The organism is Pseudomonas sp. FG35 (genome assembly GCF_057809295.1).
The window spans coordinates 19,909-34,401 of the sequence record NZ_JBMDJR010000009.1; the positions used below are offsets into that span (position 1 = coordinate 19,909).

At 62.9% G+C, this 14,493-nt stretch carries 12 protein-coding genes; 8 read left to right on the forward strand and 4 right to left on the reverse strand.

Annotated elements, in window-relative coordinates:
• The first annotated feature begins 49 nt into the window (after positions 1-49).
• The 6 genes from ACODTD_RS18365 to ACODTD_RS18390 all read left to right on the forward strand — a co-directional run bounded on the left by ACODTD_RS18365 (position 50) and on the right by ACODTD_RS18390 (position 6,278).
• Positions 50-1,126, forward strand: coding sequence for a putative 2-aminoethylphosphonate ABC transporter ATP-binding protein (locus ACODTD_RS18365; protein ID WP_221615950.1), 1,077 nt, complete (start codon positions 50-52; stop codon positions 1,124-1,126).
• A complete protein-coding gene (locus ACODTD_RS18370) occupies positions 1,126-2,850 on the forward strand; it encodes a putative 2-aminoethylphosphonate ABC transporter permease subunit (protein WP_011336415.1) in 1,725 nt (574 codons plus the stop codon). Before ACODTD_RS18365 ends, ACODTD_RS18370 begins: the two co-directional genes overlap by 1 nt.
• Positions 2,851-2,897: 47 nt before the next feature.
• Positions 2,898-3,923 (forward strand): putative 2-aminoethylphosphonate ABC transporter substrate-binding protein, encoded by a 1,026-nt coding sequence (locus ACODTD_RS18375; protein WP_011336414.1) that lies wholly within the window; start codon positions 2,898-2,900, stop codon positions 3,921-3,923.
• 144 nt (positions 3,924-4,067) lie between these two features.
• A complete protein-coding gene (locus tag ACODTD_RS18380) occupies positions 4,068-5,201 on the forward strand; it encodes a TIGR03364 family FAD-dependent oxidoreductase (RefSeq protein ID WP_285354341.1) in 1,134 nt (377 codons plus the stop codon).
• Positions 5,201-5,767, forward strand: coding sequence for a phosphonate degradation HD-domain oxygenase (locus ACODTD_RS18385; RefSeq protein ID WP_236195675.1), 567 nt, complete (start codon positions 5,201-5,203; stop codon positions 5,765-5,767). Before ACODTD_RS18380 ends, ACODTD_RS18385 begins: the two co-directional genes overlap by 1 nt.
• 85 nt (positions 5,768-5,852) lie before the next feature.
• On the forward strand, positions 5,853-6,278 hold the full coding sequence (locus ACODTD_RS18390) for a hypothetical protein (protein WP_064380040.1): 426 nt from the start codon (positions 5,853-5,855) through the stop codon (positions 6,276-6,278).
• On the opposite strand, the gene ACODTD_RS18395 is transcribed toward ACODTD_RS18390, so the two are convergent.
• Positions 6,275-7,660 (reverse strand): GTPase/DUF3482 domain-containing protein, encoded by a 1,386-nt coding sequence (locus ACODTD_RS18395; protein WP_011336410.1) that lies wholly within the window; start codon positions 7,658-7,660, stop codon positions 6,275-6,277. The two genes, ACODTD_RS18390 and ACODTD_RS18395, sit on opposite strands and share 4 nt — an antisense overlap.
• Positions 7,653-9,026 (reverse strand): DUF2868 domain-containing protein, encoded by a 1,374-nt coding sequence (locus ACODTD_RS18400; RefSeq protein WP_489105080.1) that lies wholly within the window; start codon positions 9,024-9,026, stop codon positions 7,653-7,655. The genes ACODTD_RS18395 and ACODTD_RS18400 overlap by 8 nt, the downstream gene beginning before the upstream one ends.
• Positions 9,027-9,111: 85 nt before the next feature.
• Between ACODTD_RS18400 and ACODTD_RS18405 the strand changes: the two genes are divergently transcribed.
• Positions 9,112-9,624 (forward strand): dihydrofolate reductase, encoded by a 513-nt coding sequence (locus ACODTD_RS18405; RefSeq protein ID WP_011336408.1) that lies wholly within the window; start codon positions 9,112-9,114, stop codon positions 9,622-9,624.
• A 40-nt stretch (positions 9,625-9,664) separates the two neighbouring features.
• Here ACODTD_RS18405 and ACODTD_RS18410 read toward each other — a convergent pair whose 3' ends face one another.
• Entirely contained in the window at positions 9,665-11,056 is a 1,392-nt protein-coding gene (locus ACODTD_RS18410; protein WP_011336407.1) for an L-cystine transporter, read from the reverse strand.
• Between the two features lie 241 nt (positions 11,057-11,297).
• Between ACODTD_RS18410 and ACODTD_RS18415 the strand changes: the two genes are divergently transcribed.
• Positions 11,298-12,359 (forward strand): HAD family hydrolase, encoded by a 1,062-nt coding sequence (locus ACODTD_RS18415; RefSeq protein ID WP_011336406.1) that lies wholly within the window; start codon positions 11,298-11,300, stop codon positions 12,357-12,359.
• A 61-nt stretch (positions 12,360-12,420) separates the two neighbouring features.
• On the opposite strand, the gene ilvD is transcribed toward ACODTD_RS18415, so the two are convergent.
• A complete protein-coding gene (gene ilvD, locus ACODTD_RS18420) occupies positions 12,421-14,262 on the reverse strand; it encodes a dihydroxy-acid dehydratase (protein WP_011336405.1) in 1,842 nt (613 codons plus the stop codon).
• Between the last annotated feature and the right edge of the window lie 231 nt (positions 14,263-14,493).

Genomic DNA, 14,493 nt, shown 5'->3' on the forward strand with positions numbered 1-14,493 from the left:
ACGCATTACAACTCTAGGATTCGTCTCATCTGCTTGATGAGGCCTGTCCATGAATCCTGCAATCGCAACTGCCCTGACCAACCCCGGCGCACCGATGAAAGTGCGCGGCGTGCAGAAGCGCTTCGGCGCCTTCACGGCGCTGGATAACGTCTCCCTCGATGTCGCGGCCGGTGAGCTGGTGTGCCTGCTCGGCCCATCGGGCTGTGGCAAGACAACATTGTTGCGTTGCATCGCCGGCCTGGAGAAACAGGACAGCGGCGAGTTGTACCTCGGCGAGCGCGACGTTTCCCACCTCGCGCCCCAGGCTCGTGACTACGGCATCCTGTTCCAGTCGTACGCGCTGTTCCCCAATCTGACCGTTGAAGCGAACATTGCCTACGGCCTCGCCGGCAGCGGTCGCGATGAAGTGCGCCGTCGCGTCGGTCAGATGCTGGAACTGGTCGGCCTCACCGGCAGTGAGAAAAAGTACCCGGGCCAATTGTCCGGCGGCCAGCAGCAACGGGTGGCACTGGCCCGCGCCCTGGCCCCCGCGCCGTCGCTGCTGTTGCTCGACGAACCGATGTCGGCCCTCGACGCCCGGGTCCGCGAGCATCTGTGCACCGAGCTGCGCCAACTGCAACGCAACCTCGGCATCACCACCCTGATGGTCACCCACAATCAGGACGAAGCCATGCTGATGGCCGACCGCATCGCCGTGATGAACAACGGCAAGGTCGAGCAGTACGCCACCCCGCAGGACATCTACAACCGCCCGGCCACTCCGTTCGTGGCCGAGTTTGTCGGCCAAGGCAACTGGCTGCCGTTCCAGCGCAGCAGCGACAGCCACGCCAAGGTCGGCGGGATGAACCTGCGCCTGGCCGACGGCAGCGTCCACAGTCCGTCGGGTCGACTGTTCTGCCGCCCGGAAGCGATCAACGTCAATCCGCTGGTACATGAGGAAAACCTGTTCCCGGCCAAAGTCCGCGAGATCACTTTCCTCGGCAACCGCTGCCGCATGAGCTTCGAGCTCGATCAATTGCCCGGCCACGCCTTGCTCGCCGAACTGGCACCGGAAGCCATGCCGCGCCTCGGCGCCCAGCAGATCATGGTCGCCTTACCGCCACGCTGCTTGCAGGTGTTTGCCTGATGAACAGCAACCTCGCACTGCCGCTACCGCACAAGCACGCGCGGCAGGTGTCCGGGGCCGAGGTCGGCGACCGGATCTTCGTCCTCGGCGGCAAACTCCTGCTGCTGGTGCTGCTCGGTGTGGCGGTGCTGTTGCCATTGCTGGCGATCTTCTGGCGCGGCTTCAGCAGCGAAGCCGGGCAGGGCGGTGGCTGGCTCGCCGCCAAGGAGTTGGTGACCAGCGACAATTTCCACTGGCTGCTCGGTAACAGCCTGAAAGTTTCCCTCAGCGTCGCGGCCATCGTCGTACCGCTGGCCTACCTGTTTGCCTACGCCTTGCAGCGCACGCTGATTCCCGGCAAAGGCCTCTGGCGCGGAATTTCGTTGCTGCCGCTGATGGCGCCATCGATGTTGCCGGGGATCGCGTTGGTCTATCTGTTCGGCAATCAGGGGATGTTGCGCGGGCTGCTGTCGGACAACATCTACGGTTTCTGGGGGATTGTTCTGGGTGAGGTGATCTACACCTTCCCACACGCCTTGATGATTTTGCTGTCAGCCCTGTCGCTGGCGGACGCGCGATTGTTCGACGCTGCGTCGAGCATGGGCGCCAGTCCTGCGAAAGCCTTCCGCAGCATCACCTGGCCGGCGACCCGTCAGGCCGTGTTTGCCGCGTTCTGTCTGGTGTTCACCCTGACCATCACCGATTTCGGTGTGCCGGTGGTGGTCGGTGGCGACTATCAGGTGCTGGCGCTGGAAGCCTACAAAGCGGTGGTCGGCCAGCAGCAGTTCGGTCGCGGCGCGTTGATCGGCATGGTTCTGCTGCTGCCGGCGCTGTTCAGCTTCGGCGTCGATGCCTGGCTGCGCAGGCGTCACGGCGACGCCATGAGCGGCCGTGCCCAAGTTTTCAAACCGGCGCCATCTAGGAAGCGCGATGCCTTTTATCTCAGCGTGGTCCTGCTGATCAGCGCCGCGTTGCTGCTGGTGTTCGGCATGGCGGTGTTCTCGTCGCTGGTGAAGTTCTGGCCGTACAACCTGTCGCTGTCGCTCAACCACTATCAATTCAACGAGACCGCCGGCGGTGGTTTGCTGGCCTACGGCAACAGTTTGAAGATGGCGCTGGGCACGGCGTTGATCGGCAGCGTGCTGATCTTTACCGGCGCCTACCTGATGGAAAAGACCCGCAGCCAGCGCGGGCTGAATCTGACGCTGCGCATGCTCAGTTTCGTACCGATGGCGGTACCGGGGCTGGTGCTGGGTCTGGGTTATGTCTTCTTCTTCAACCTGACCGGCAACCCGCTGCACGTGCTGTACGGGACCATGACCCTGCTGATCGTCTGCACCATTGCTCACTATTTGACCACTGCGCAGATGACTGCCACCACCGCGCTGCGTCAGCTCGACGCCGAGTTCGAAGCCGCCGCGCTGTCGCTCAAGGTGCCGCTTTACCGGCATTACCTGCGGGTCACCGTGCCGATCTGTCTGCCGGCGCTGCTGGACATCGTGCGCTACCTGTTCGTCTCGGCCATGACCACCGTGTCCGCCGCGATCTTCCTCTACAGCCCCGACACCATCCTTGCGGCGGTGGCGGTGCTGAACATGGATGACGCCGGCAACGTCGGCGGCGCGGCGGCGATGTCGACCCTGATTCTGTTCACCTCGGCGGGCGTGTCCTTGCTGCTGGCGTGGGCTTCGCGCGGCTTGCTGCGCCGTTCCCAGGCCTGGCGGCAAACGGCGCCCGGCCACTGATCCACGACTTATCCCTTCAGCCTCAACTCACCGACAGGAAAACGATCATGTTCAAGCCTATGGCCCTGGCCGCTGCTGTGCTCGCTGCTTTCAGCCTGAATGCCTTCGCGGCAAAAACCGAGTTGACGGTGTACACCGCCCTCGAAGCCGAGCAGTTGAAGTCCTACAAAGAGGCCTTCGAAAAGGCCAACCCGGACGTCGAGATCAAGTGGGTGCGCGACTCCACCGGGATCATCACCGCCAAACTGCTGGCCGAAAAGGATCGCCCGCAGGCTGACGCGGTGTGGGGCCTGGCAGCATCGAGCCTGGCGATCCTCGATCAACAAGGCATGCTGCAAAGCTATGCGCCGAAGGATCTGGGCAAGATCGGCGCGAACTACCGCGACGCCGCCAACCCGCCAGCCTGGGTCGGCATGGACGTCTGGGCCGCGACGATTTGCTTCAACACCGTCGAGGCCGAGAAACAGGGCCTGAGCAAACCGGTGAGCTGGCAGGACCTGACCAAGCCTGAGTACAAAGGCAAGATCGTGATGCCGAACCCGGCTTCGTCCGGCACCGGTTTCCTCGACGTCAGCGCCTGGCTGCAAACCTTCGGCGAGAAACAGGGCTGGGCCTACATGGACGGCCTGCACCAGAACATCGGCCAGTACGTTCACTCCGGTTCCAAGCCTTGCAAACTGGCGGCGGCGGGCGAATTCCCGATCGGCATTTCCTTCGAATACCCGGCCGTTCAGCTCAAGCGTCAGGGCGCGCCGCTGGACATCATCCTGCCGAAGGAAGGCCTGGGCTGGGAGATCGAAGCGACCGCCGTGATCAAAGGCACGCCGCATGAAGAAGCCGCGAAGAAACTGGCCGACTTCTCCGCCAGCGCCCCGGCGATGGACCTGTACAAGGAAAACTTTGCCGTCCTCGCCCAACCGGGCATCGCCAAGCCGCAGACCGAACTGCCGGCCGATTACGAGCAGCGCCTGATCAAGAACGACTTCGCCTGGGCTTCGAAGAACCGCGACGAGATCCTGAGCGAATGGCGCAAGCGCTATGACGGCAAGTCCGAGAAAGTCGCGGCCAAGTAAGTTCTTCATCGACTGACAGGGCCCCATCGCTGGCAAGCCAGCTCCCACAGGTTTGGCTGCGTTCACACAATGTGTGTTCCGCACCGGGCAATGTGGGAGCTGGCTTGCCAGCGATGGCGGTCTCGCACTTCAGAGCACCTCTCAATGGCACAACACAAAGACTTGCTGATCGTCGGCGCCGGCATCCTGGGCCTGTCCCACGCTTATGCCGCCGCCCGGCGCGGTCTCAAGGTCACGGTTTTCGAGCGCACCGCCACGCCACTCGGCGCTTCGGTGCGCAACTTCGGCCAGGCGCTGGTCACCGGTCAGCCACCGGGTCCGATGCTCGAACTGGCCAAGGCCAGCCGCGACATCTGGGGCCAGTGGGCGCAGCTCGCCGGCCTGCAACTCAAGCGCAACGGCTCGTACCTGTTCGCCCGCACCGAAGCCGAAGAGCTTCTGCTCGAAGCCTTCTGCGCCGGGCGCGCCGTCGAGCACGACTATCGCGTCGAGCTGCTGCGCGGTGCCGCGTTGCGCGATTTGTACGGCGGTCAGTTCAGCCATCACCGCGCCGCGCTGCATGGCATGGACGATCAGCAGCTGTATTCCCGGGAAGCGATTCCGGCGCTGATCGAATACCTGCGTCGCGAACTCAAGGTCGAGTTTCACTTCTCGACGCTGGTGCGCGACGTCGAACCGGGGCGCCTGCACAGTACCGCCGGGATCTTCTCCGCCGAACAGATCATCGTCTGCTCCGGCCACGACTATCAGACCTTGCTGGCCGAGCCGATCGCCGCCCTCGACCCGCAAATCTGCCGCCTGCAAATGCTCCGCGCCCGGCCGCAGATCGACCTGAACTTGCAACACGCCTTGCTCACCGGCCTCAGCTGCGTGCACTACGGCGCCTTCGCTGACCTGCCGGAAGCCGCGGAAGTGCAGGCGCAAATTCTGCGCGAACAACCGCACCTGCAGGCAAACGGCATTCACCTGCTGATCAGCCCGACACCTTATGGCGAGCTGATCATCGGCGATTCGCACCATTACGGCAGCGATCCATCACCGTTCAACGCCGAGCAGGTCGACAACTGGATGCTCGAACTGGCCGAGCAGACCCTCGGCTGCAAGGTGCAAGTGGTCGAGCGCTGGCAGGGTGTCTATGGTTCCCGTGGTCCGGGGCCGTTTTCATTCCTGCGTCCGGCGCCGGGGCTGAGTGTGGCGCTGATGCACAGCGGCGTCGGCATGAGCGTTGGCCCGGCCATGGCCGAGGGCAATGTTGCACAGCTTTTTGGAGAGCGCTGATGTTGATTCACGAGCAAGTCATCGATCGGGTGTTCGGCCTCTATGAGCGCTTCGGCGCCAGCGACTACATCGGCGAACCGGTGTCGCAGATCGAGCACATGTCCCAGGCAGCGCAACTGGCCATTGCCGAAGGCTTTGACGACGAAGTGGTGCTCGCTGCGTTCTTCCACGACATCGGCCATTTGTGTGCCGAAGGCGCGGAGAATATGGGCGGTTACGGCGTGGTCAGCCACGAACGCCTCGGCGCGGATTACTTGCGTGAGGCCGGCTTCAGCGAACGCATGGCGCGGCTGGTGGAATATCACGTCCAGGCCAAGCGCTATCTGACGCTCAGGGATCCGAGCTATTACCACCGCTTGAGCGAAGCCAGCCGCCGCACCCTGGAATATCAGGGCGGAGTGATGACCGAGGCTGAAGCCGATGCGTTCGAGCGCGATCCGTTGTGCGCCGTCAGCCTGCGGATGCGCCAGTGGGATGAGCTGGCGAAGGAGATGGCTGTGCCGGTGATGGATCTTGCGTTGTTGAAGGGCAAGGCTTTTACCGTGCTGTCCCGCGAGGCGCGCTGAACCTTCTTACGCCAAACCGGGAAACGGTGCATGGCGCGTGTTGCCCCTTCGGCCCAGACTGGTTTTTTGCCGAAGGAGCGCACGGATGCGTTTTATGAAAGTGATTGCCCGGGATCGGTCCGGCAGCGGCGCAGGGGACACTGTCCAGTTGCGCTTTCATCACACCGAACAGGATTGGCGCGAAGCCTCTGCCCGTGAAGTCGCGCAACTGCGCAGCTTCACCCGAACCTATCTGAAATGCGCCTGGTTCAACGCGGCCGACGAGGACACGCGACATCTGCGGATCTTCGCTCTGAACCCCGGCAGCGATGGAACGCCGGAATCAGTGAGGCTGCACTTTCACCAGGGCGAAACCATCGCTTACAAAGCCGCCGTCCACGACCTGGATAACGATGGCCGCTTCGAAGTTGTCCTGTGTTCGGATGTCGACAACGACGGGCGCGCCAATCGCACCGATCGCAGCCGGGTGACGGCGCTGGTCAAACAGTTCCTCAAGCTCGGCTGGTTCTAGAGTTCGAGGACCTTGCCGACCAGTTCATCGATCTGTTCCTGACGCTGGGCCTGATTCAGTTTCGGATGCGGGTTGAGCGACGACCATTGCGGGTGGGCCCGGGCAATGTTCAGCGCCTCCGGCAGCTTGCCTTCGCGCCAGGTCTTGTCCTGCGGCGTTGCCACCTGAATGCTGTCCAGCGCCGCATGGCCTCGGGCGTTCAGCGCTTGCAGCAGTTGCCGCTGACGCAGGGCCAGCAGGCGCAACACGTTGTCGTCGACCGTCAGCTCTCGCTGCCCTTTGATCTTGCCGAGCAGGCGGTTGCCGTAGCTGCGGGCAGTTTGCAGGGCGCCGCCGGCAATGGCACCGGCCAGGGCGGCGGCACCCAGGGTGATGCCGCCGACCAGCAAATCCACACCCGCACCGGCTGCGGCTCCGGCGGCAATCCCGCCGCCGACCCGCACGCCGAGTTGCTTGAGGGTTTCCGGGTTGAACAGATCGTCGCCCCAGCGTCCGTCGAGCAGCGGCAGGTCGCTGGCGGCGGCGTCCTGCGGGCGGAAGGCGTAGAGCTTGAGCAGCGCCTCGACGCAGCGTTGTTCGCGCTGGCGCACGGCTTTGCGCAGTTCGCTGATGGCCTGTTGTTCCTGTTCGGCGTTGCTCGCCACACTGCGTCGGCACGCGGCGCAGTCGATCAACAGTTCGGCGATCAAGCGTGCGGCGCTTTGCTCGCGGGCCAGGCGTTGGGCCTGTTGATCGGCGATCAGGCGTTCAAGTTGTGGGCGGGCGTTCTCCAGCAACAGAGCGAGGCTTTCATACAACCGACGCTCACCATCCTCCGGCGGGGCGACGCTGTCGAAACGCACCAGCGCGTGCAGGCCGAGGCGCGCCAGGGCTTCACGCCAGTCCGGTTCGCGATGGTTGGCGCTGCTGACGAAATTCAGCACCGGCAGCAGCGGCTTGCCGCAACTGGCCAGCACTTCCAGTTCGTCGCGGTACTTGGCCAGCACCGGTTCGCGGGCGTCAATCACGTACAGGCCGGCATCGGAATCGAGCAGTTGCCGCAGGACTTTGGCTTCCTGTTCGAAGCGCTGGCGCGCTTCGCTGCCGTCGAGAAACCGCGCCAGCCGTGCCGGGCCGTCGAGGCGTTCGCCGGGACGTTCCAGACGCTCGAGAAAATCCAGCAGGGCGATGGCGTCCTCCAGACCGGGCGTGTCGTAGAGGTCGAGCAACGGTTCGCCATCCACTGACAACCGTGCACCTTCGACATGCCGCGTGGTGCTCGGGCGATGGGAGACTTCGCCGAATCCGACGTCGCGGGTCAGGGTGCGCAGCAGCGAAGTCTTGCCGACGTTGGTGTGGCCGACCACCGCCAGTTTCAGCGGCGCTTTCCAGGCATCAGTCATGTCCGTGCTCCAGCCAGTTCAACGGGGCGCAATCGGCGAACGGCAGTTCCAGTTGTTGCAACGCCACGTGCCAGTCACCGAGGCGTTCGGCGTCCAGCGCTTGTCCTTGCGGCGCCTGCAACAACCAGACACGGGTCGCAGTGGCATTGCGCGCCAGCTCGGCAATCAGCGCCAGGCTGCCGCGATCCGGCGAACGCCGTGGGTCGCAGGCGATCGCGAGGCGCGCCGGCGGAAAACGGCTGAGCTGTTCGAGCAGTTTGTTGCGCGATTCGCGACTGTCGAGGATGCCAGCGTTGCTGACGTTTTTCGGCAGCGTCGGCGGCCATGAGTGTTGGTCGTCGAGTTCGATTGCCACGAGCAGCGCGCCGTCGCTGGCGTGTTCGCCCACGGTGCTTTCGACGCGGTGCAATTGCGCAGGCTCCGGGTCGGTGATGCCGAGGCGTTCGCTGGTCGGCATCAGGCGTTCGCGCAGTTGGGCGTAGCCGGGGAGGTTCAGGTCCAGCCGCAACGCCGCTTTGCCGCTGTTCCAGCGCCAGAAACAAAACAGCGCCAACAGCAGGCGCGGCAGTACGCCGTACACCACCAGCACGCCGACCAGCCAGGTCGCCCAGGTCTGACGGGCGCTTTCGATGTTCAGCGCGGTGTCGCCGCTGGCGCGGATCATGTCCACGGTCGGCACGTTGAAGCCCAGCAGCGCCGGCAATGCGCCGAGGGCCTGGGTCATGTTGATGAACGTGTCGGCGCTGAGAATCGTGGTTTCCCAGACGAAGCCGTAGCGCCGGGTCGCCATCAGCGTCAGCAGCAAAACCAGCGCGCTGAACATCGCCAGTAGCCACAGGCCGTTGACCAGCGTGCCGAGCGCCCAGCGATTGAGCTTCTTGCGTTGCAACATCAACAGCAGGGCCGGCGCCAGTTGGGCAGCCTTGGCATCCCGGGCGAGTTTTTCACTGAGCCACAGCCACAAGCGGCCAAGGGTGGCGCCGTGTTCGCCAGTGAAGATCAGCCCCAGCGACCAGCTCAGCAGCAGAATCAGATTCAACCCCAGCAGACTGCCCAGGGCCCAGAACACATTGACCGGCGTCTGGCCCAGTGCGGCGAAGGCCAGCCCTGCGCCGCTCAATATGGCGAAGATCGCCAGCAGCACCAGCGCCAGACGGGCGCCTTGCAGCCAGTGCTTGAGTGCGGAGGTCAGGCCATCGCGCTCGGCCAGCCACAGGGCGCGGCGTTGAATGCGTCCCGGCAGATCGCCGCCACCCGCGCGGGCCAGGCGATTGGCTTCCAGATCGTCCAGCGGGCCTGCGTGTTCTTCGCGCAGACGCACGGTTTCGGTGAGCCAGAGGTTTTGCAGTGAAGTCAGTTCAGTCACGCGGCATCCCGTTGCTTGATTGAGCCGTGAGCATAACCGCTGTGGCGCTTATCGGGGTAAGGGCGGCTCTGGTATCCTCGCCGGCATGACTAAATCACTCCCCCTCAGCCTGATTGCAGCCCTCGGTGAAAACCGTGTGATCGGCGTCGACAACAGCATGCCCTGGCACCTGCCGGGGGACTTCAAATACTTCAAGGCCACGACGCTCGGCAAGCCGATCATCATGGGCCGCAAGACCTGGGACTCGCTGGGTCGCCCGTTGCCGGGCCGTCTGAATATCGTGGTCAGCCGTCAGGCCGGTCTGGTGCTGGAGGGCGCGGAAGTCTATCCGTCGCTGGAAGCGGCCGTGGTTCGCGCCGAAGAATGGGCGAAAGATCAGGGCGTCGATGAGTTGATGCTGATTGGCGGGGCGCAGTTGTATGCGCAGGGGCTGGCGCAGGCGGATCGTCTGTATCTGACCCGTGTGGCACTGAGCCCGGAAGGCGATGCGTGGTTTCCGGAGTTCGATCTGAACCAGTGGAAGCTGGTGTCGAACGTGCCGAATCCGGCTGAAGGCGACAAACCGGCTTACAATTTCGAAGTCTGGGAAAAAGCCTGAACCTGGGGCGAGGGAGCACGCTCCCTCGCCACAACGTCAATCAAGCCTGAGCAAGCTCCGCATGCTCATCGGCATCCAGCAGTGCCTTGTCGGTCTGCTGCATCACCTGGCTGGTAATCGCGCCAGCGGTGATCGAACCGCTCACGTTCAGCGCCGTGCGACCCATGTCGATCAGCGGCTCTACCGAAATCAGCAACGCCACCAGCGAAACCGGCAAGCCCATGGCCGGCAGCACGATCAGCGCGGCGAAGGTCGCACCGCCACCCACGCCCGCCACACCGGCCGAACTCAGGGTCACGATCGCCACCAGCGTCGCGATCCACAGCGGATCCAGCGGGTTGATGCCGACGGTTGGCGCAACCATCACCGCCAACATCGCCGGGTACAGACCGGCGCAGCCGTTCTGGCCGATGGTCGCGCCGAACGAAGCAGCGAAGCTTGCCACCGATTGCGGAATGCCCAGACGACGGGTCTGCGCTTCGATACTCAGCGGGATGCTCGCGGCGCTGGAGCGGCTGGTGAACGCAAATGTCAGCACCGGCCAGATCTTGCGGAAGAAACGCAGCGGGTTGATCCCGGCCGCCGACACCAGCAAGCCGTGCACCACAAACATTAGGCCCAGGCCGAGGTACGACACCACTACGAAACTGCCGAGCTTGATGATGTCCTGCAGGTTGGAACCGGCCACCACTTTGGTCATCAGCGCCAGCACGCCGTACGGGGTCAGCTTCATCACAAGACGCACCAGACGCATCACCCAGGCTTGCAGGGTGTCGATGGCGTTGATCACTTTCTGACCTTTCTCGACGTCATCCTTGAGCAGTTGCAGCGCGGCAACCCCCAGGAACGCAGCGAAAATCACCACGCTGATGATCGAGGTCGGCTTGGCCCGGGCCAGGTCGGCGAACGGGTTCTGCGGGATGAACGACAGCAGCAGTTGCGGCACATTCAGGTCGGCGACCTTGCCCGCGTAGTCGGTCTGAATGGTTTGCAGACGGGCCATTTCCTGCGTGCCGGCAACCAGGCCTTCGGCGGTCAGGCCGAACAGGTTGGTCAGGCCGATGCCGATCAGCGCGGCAATCGCGGTGGTGAACAGCAGCGTGCCGATGGTCAGGAAGCTGATCTTGCCCAGCGACGAAGCGTTGTGCAGACGGGCCACGGCGCTGAGGATCGAGGCGAACACCAGCGGGATCACGATCATTTGCAGCAGTTGCACGTAACCATTGCCGACCAGATCGAACCAGCCGATCGAGGCTTTCAACACCGGGTTGCCGGCACCGTAGATCGTGTGCAACGCGATGCCGAATGCCACGCCCAGCACCAGCGCGAGCAGGACTTTTTTCGCCAGGCTCCACGAGGTGTGACGGGTTTGCGCCAGACCGAAGAGCAGGGCGAGGAACACCAGCAAGTTGAGAATCAGGGGCAGATTCATGAGAACTCCAGAAAAGACTGTGCCAACAACCTTCCGGGGCTGTTGCGAACCGGCAAGCCTAACAGTTTGATTTCCAATGATTTAATACCGAAATCGAAGGTGATCCGTCGTTTTTGGAATAAGCGGGTGTCGCTCTCGGGGATGCAACTGGCGCGAAACGGACGTGGACGGTCGCTGACAGACGAGGACTGTCACACATATTTGTTAGCGTCGATTTCTTTGACCCAGGGAGAAAGCGCCAATGAAGTTCACACCGAAATTTCTGGCTGTCGCACTGACTGTGGGGATGGGCCTGGCCACTCAGGCATTCGCCACCGACCTGAAACACTGGCCGGCCGATCAGGCCAAGGCGCTGGACGCGATGATCGCCGCCAACGCCAACAAGGGTAACTACGCGGTGTTCGACATGGACAACACCAGTTACCGCTACGACCTCGAAGAGTCGTTGCTGCCGTTCATGGAAAACAAGGGCCTGATCACCCGTGACAAGCTCGACCCCTCCCTGAAACTGATGCCGTTCAAGGACACCGCCGACCACAAGGAAAGCCTGTTCAGCTACTACTACCGCCTCTGCGAAGTCGACGACATGGTCTGCTATCCATGGGTCGCGCAGGTGTTTTCCGGCTTCACCCTCAAGGAACTCAAGGGCTACGTCGATGAGCTGATGGCCTCGGGCAAACCGGTGCCGGCGACCTATTACGAAGGTGATGTGGTCAAGAACCTGGATGTGAATCCGCCGAAGATCTTCACTGGCCAGAAAGAGCTGTACAACAAGCTGATGGAGAACGGCATCGAGGTCTACGTGATGACCGCCGCCTCCGAAGAACTGGTGCGGATGGTCGCGGCGGATCCGAAGTACGGCTACAACGTCAAACCGCAGAACGTGATCGGCGTGACCACCTTGCTGAAGAACCGCGAAACCGGCGAGCTGACCACCGCGCGCAAGCAGATTACCGCCGGCAAATATGACGAGAAAGCCAACCTCGGCCTCGAACTGACCCCGTACCTGTGGACCCCGGCGACCTGGATGGCCGGCAAGCACGCGGCGATCCTGACCTACATCGACGAGTGGAAAAAACCGGTACTGGTGGGTGGCGACACGCCGACCAGCGACGGCTACATGCTGTTCCACGATGTGGACGTGGCCAAGGGTGGCATTCACTTGTGGGTCAACCGCAAGGACAAGTACATGACCCAGATTCAGGGCATGATGGCCAAGCACGCGGCGGCCCAGGCGAAAGAAGGTTTGCCGGTGACGGCGGACAAGAACTGGGTGATCGTCAAACCGGAAGAAATTCAGTAAACCTGAAGGCAAAAAAATGCCCCGCACTTGGCGGGGCATTTTTGTTTCTGCGATTTGACGCTTACAGCCCGTCGAGCATCGCCTTGTTACGCACAGCACCCTTGTCGGCGCTGGTCGCCAGCAGGGCGTAGGCCTTGAGGGCGGTGGTCACTTTGCGTGGACGCTGTTCGACCGGTTTCCAGCCTTTCTTGTCCTGCTCGACCCGGCGTGCCGCCAGTTCTTCGTCGCTGATCAGCAGGTTGATCGAACGGTTCGGAATGTCGATCAGCACCTTGTCGCCGTCCTGTACCAGGCCGATCGCGCCGCCGGCCGCAGCCTCTGGCGAAGCGTGGCCGATGGACAAGCCGGACGTACCGCCGGAGAAACGACCGTCGGTCAGCAGGGCGCAGGCTTTGCCCAGGCCTTTGGATTTCAGGTACGAGGTCGGATAGAGCATTTCCTGCATGCCCGGGCCGCCTTTCGGGCCTTCGTAGCGAATGATGACGATGTCGCCTTCCTTTACTTCGTCGGCGAGGATGCCGCGTACGGCGCTGTCCTGGCTTTCGAAGATCTTCGCGTTGCCTTCGAACACGTGGATCGACTCGTCGACACCGGCGGTTTTCACCACGCAGCCGTCCAGGGCGATGTTGCCGTACAGCACGGCCAGGCCGCCTTCTTTCGAATAAGCGTGTTCAAAGCTGCGGATGCAGCCGTTTTCACGGTCGTCGTCCAGGGTTTCCCAGCGGGTCGACTGGCTGAACGCGGTCTGCGTCGGAATGCCGGCCGGGCCGGCCTTGAAGAAATGATGCACGGCTTCATCGTCGGTCTGGGTGATGTCCCATTTGGCGATGGCTTCTTCCATGCTGCGACTGTGCACGGTCGGCAGGTCGGTGTGCAGCAGGCCGCCACGGGCCAGCGAACCGAGAATGCTGAAGATGCCGCCGGCGCGGTGCACGTCTTCCATGTGGTACTTCTGGATGTTCGGCGCGACCTTGCACAGTTGCGGCACCTTGCGCGACAGACGATCAATGTCACGCAGGTCGAAGTCGATCTCTGCTTCCTGGGCTGCGGCCAGCAAGTGCAGGATGGTGTTGGTCGAACCGCCCATGGCGATGTCGAGCATCATCGCGTTCTCGAACGCCTTGAAGTTGGCGATGTTGCGCGGCAGTACCGACTCGTCGTTCTCGCCGTAGTAGCGTTTGCACAGCTCGACGATGGTACGGCCGGCCTGCAGGAACAGCTGTTCGCGGTCGCTGTGGGTGGCCAGGGTCGAACCGTTGCCCGGCAATGCAAGGCCCAGGGCCTCGGTCAGGCAGTTCATCGAGTTGGCGGTGAACATGCCGGAGCACGAACCGCAGGTCGGGCAGGCGCTGCGCTCGTACTCGGCAACCTTCTCGTCAGAAGCGCTGGAGTCGGCGGCGATGACCATGGCGTCGACGAGGTCGAGACCGTGGCTGGCCAGTTTGGTCTTGCCGGCTTCCATCGGACCGCCGGAGACGAAGATCACCGGGATGTTCAGGCGCAGCGCGGCCATCAGCATGCCGGGGGTGATCTTGTCGCAGTTCGAGATGCAGACGATGGCGTCGGCGCAGTGGGCGTTGACCATGTACTCGACGGAGTCGGCGATGATCTCGCGGCTCGGCAGCGAATAGAGCATGCCGTCGTGGCCCATGGCGATGCCGTCATCCACGGCGATGGTGTTGAATTCTTTTGCAACGCCGCCAGCGCGTTCGATCTCACGGGCAACCAGCTGGCCGAGGTCCTTCAGGTGGACGTGGCCCGGGACGAACTGGGTGAAGGAGTTGGCAATGGCGATGATCGGCTTCTTGAAGTCGTCATCTTTCATCCCGGTGGCGCGCCACAGTGCGCGGGCGCCGGCCATGTTGCGGCCGTGGGTGGATGTTTTCGAGCGGTAATCTGGCATGGAGCACTCCGGGCGGCTAATCAGGTATCAAAGGGGAGTGAGCTTCTATTGACGTCTGGAACACTCAGAAATGGCCGTGTGTCCTGATGTTGCCGATGACGTTGCGGGATCGCCGCTGGTCTCAGCCTGAGCTCATAAACCCGCCGGGGATGAATGGCGATGAATCTCGCGATTCTACACCGCTGGCGTCAGGAGGGAATGGCGCAAAGCGTTGTTCCAGTGCTGACGAAG

What these genes read in the sequence shown, in the direction of transcription:
- ACODTD_RS18365 (WP_221615950.1), top strand. Translation starts at nt 50, where the DNA reads ATGAATCCTGCAATCGCAACTGCCCTGACCAACCCCGGCGCACCGATG.
- ACODTD_RS18370 (WP_011336415.1), top strand. Translation starts at nt 1,126, where the DNA reads ATGAACAGCAACCTCGCACTGCCGCTACCGCACAAGCACGCGCGGCAG.
- ACODTD_RS18375 (WP_011336414.1), top strand. Translation starts at nt 2,898, where the DNA reads ATGTTCAAGCCTATGGCCCTGGCCGCTGCTGTGCTCGCTGCTTTCAGC.
- ACODTD_RS18380 (WP_285354341.1), top strand. Translation starts at nt 4,068, where the DNA reads ATGGCACAACACAAAGACTTGCTGATCGTCGGCGCCGGCATCCTGGGC.
- ACODTD_RS18385 (WP_236195675.1), top strand. Translation starts at nt 5,201, where the DNA reads ATGTTGATTCACGAGCAAGTCATCGATCGGGTGTTCGGCCTCTATGAG.
- ACODTD_RS18390 (WP_064380040.1), top strand. Translation starts at nt 5,853, where the DNA reads ATGCGTTTTATGAAAGTGATTGCCCGGGATCGGTCCGGCAGCGGCGCA.
- ACODTD_RS18395 (WP_011336410.1), bottom strand. Translation starts at nt 7,660, where the DNA reads ATGACTGATGCCTGGAAAGCGCCGCTGAAACTGGCGGTGGTCGGCCAC.
- ACODTD_RS18405 (WP_011336408.1), top strand. Translation starts at nt 9,112, where the DNA reads ATGACTAAATCACTCCCCCTCAGCCTGATTGCAGCCCTCGGTGAAAAC.
- ACODTD_RS18410 (WP_011336407.1), bottom strand. Translation starts at nt 11,056, where the DNA reads ATGAATCTGCCCCTGATTCTCAACTTGCTGGTGTTCCTCGCCCTGCTC.
- ACODTD_RS18415 (WP_011336406.1), top strand. Translation starts at nt 11,298, where the DNA reads ATGAAGTTCACACCGAAATTTCTGGCTGTCGCACTGACTGTGGGGATG.
- ilvD (WP_011336405.1), bottom strand. Translation starts at nt 14,262, where the DNA reads ATGCCAGATTACCGCTCGAAAACATCCACCCACGGCCGCAACATGGCC.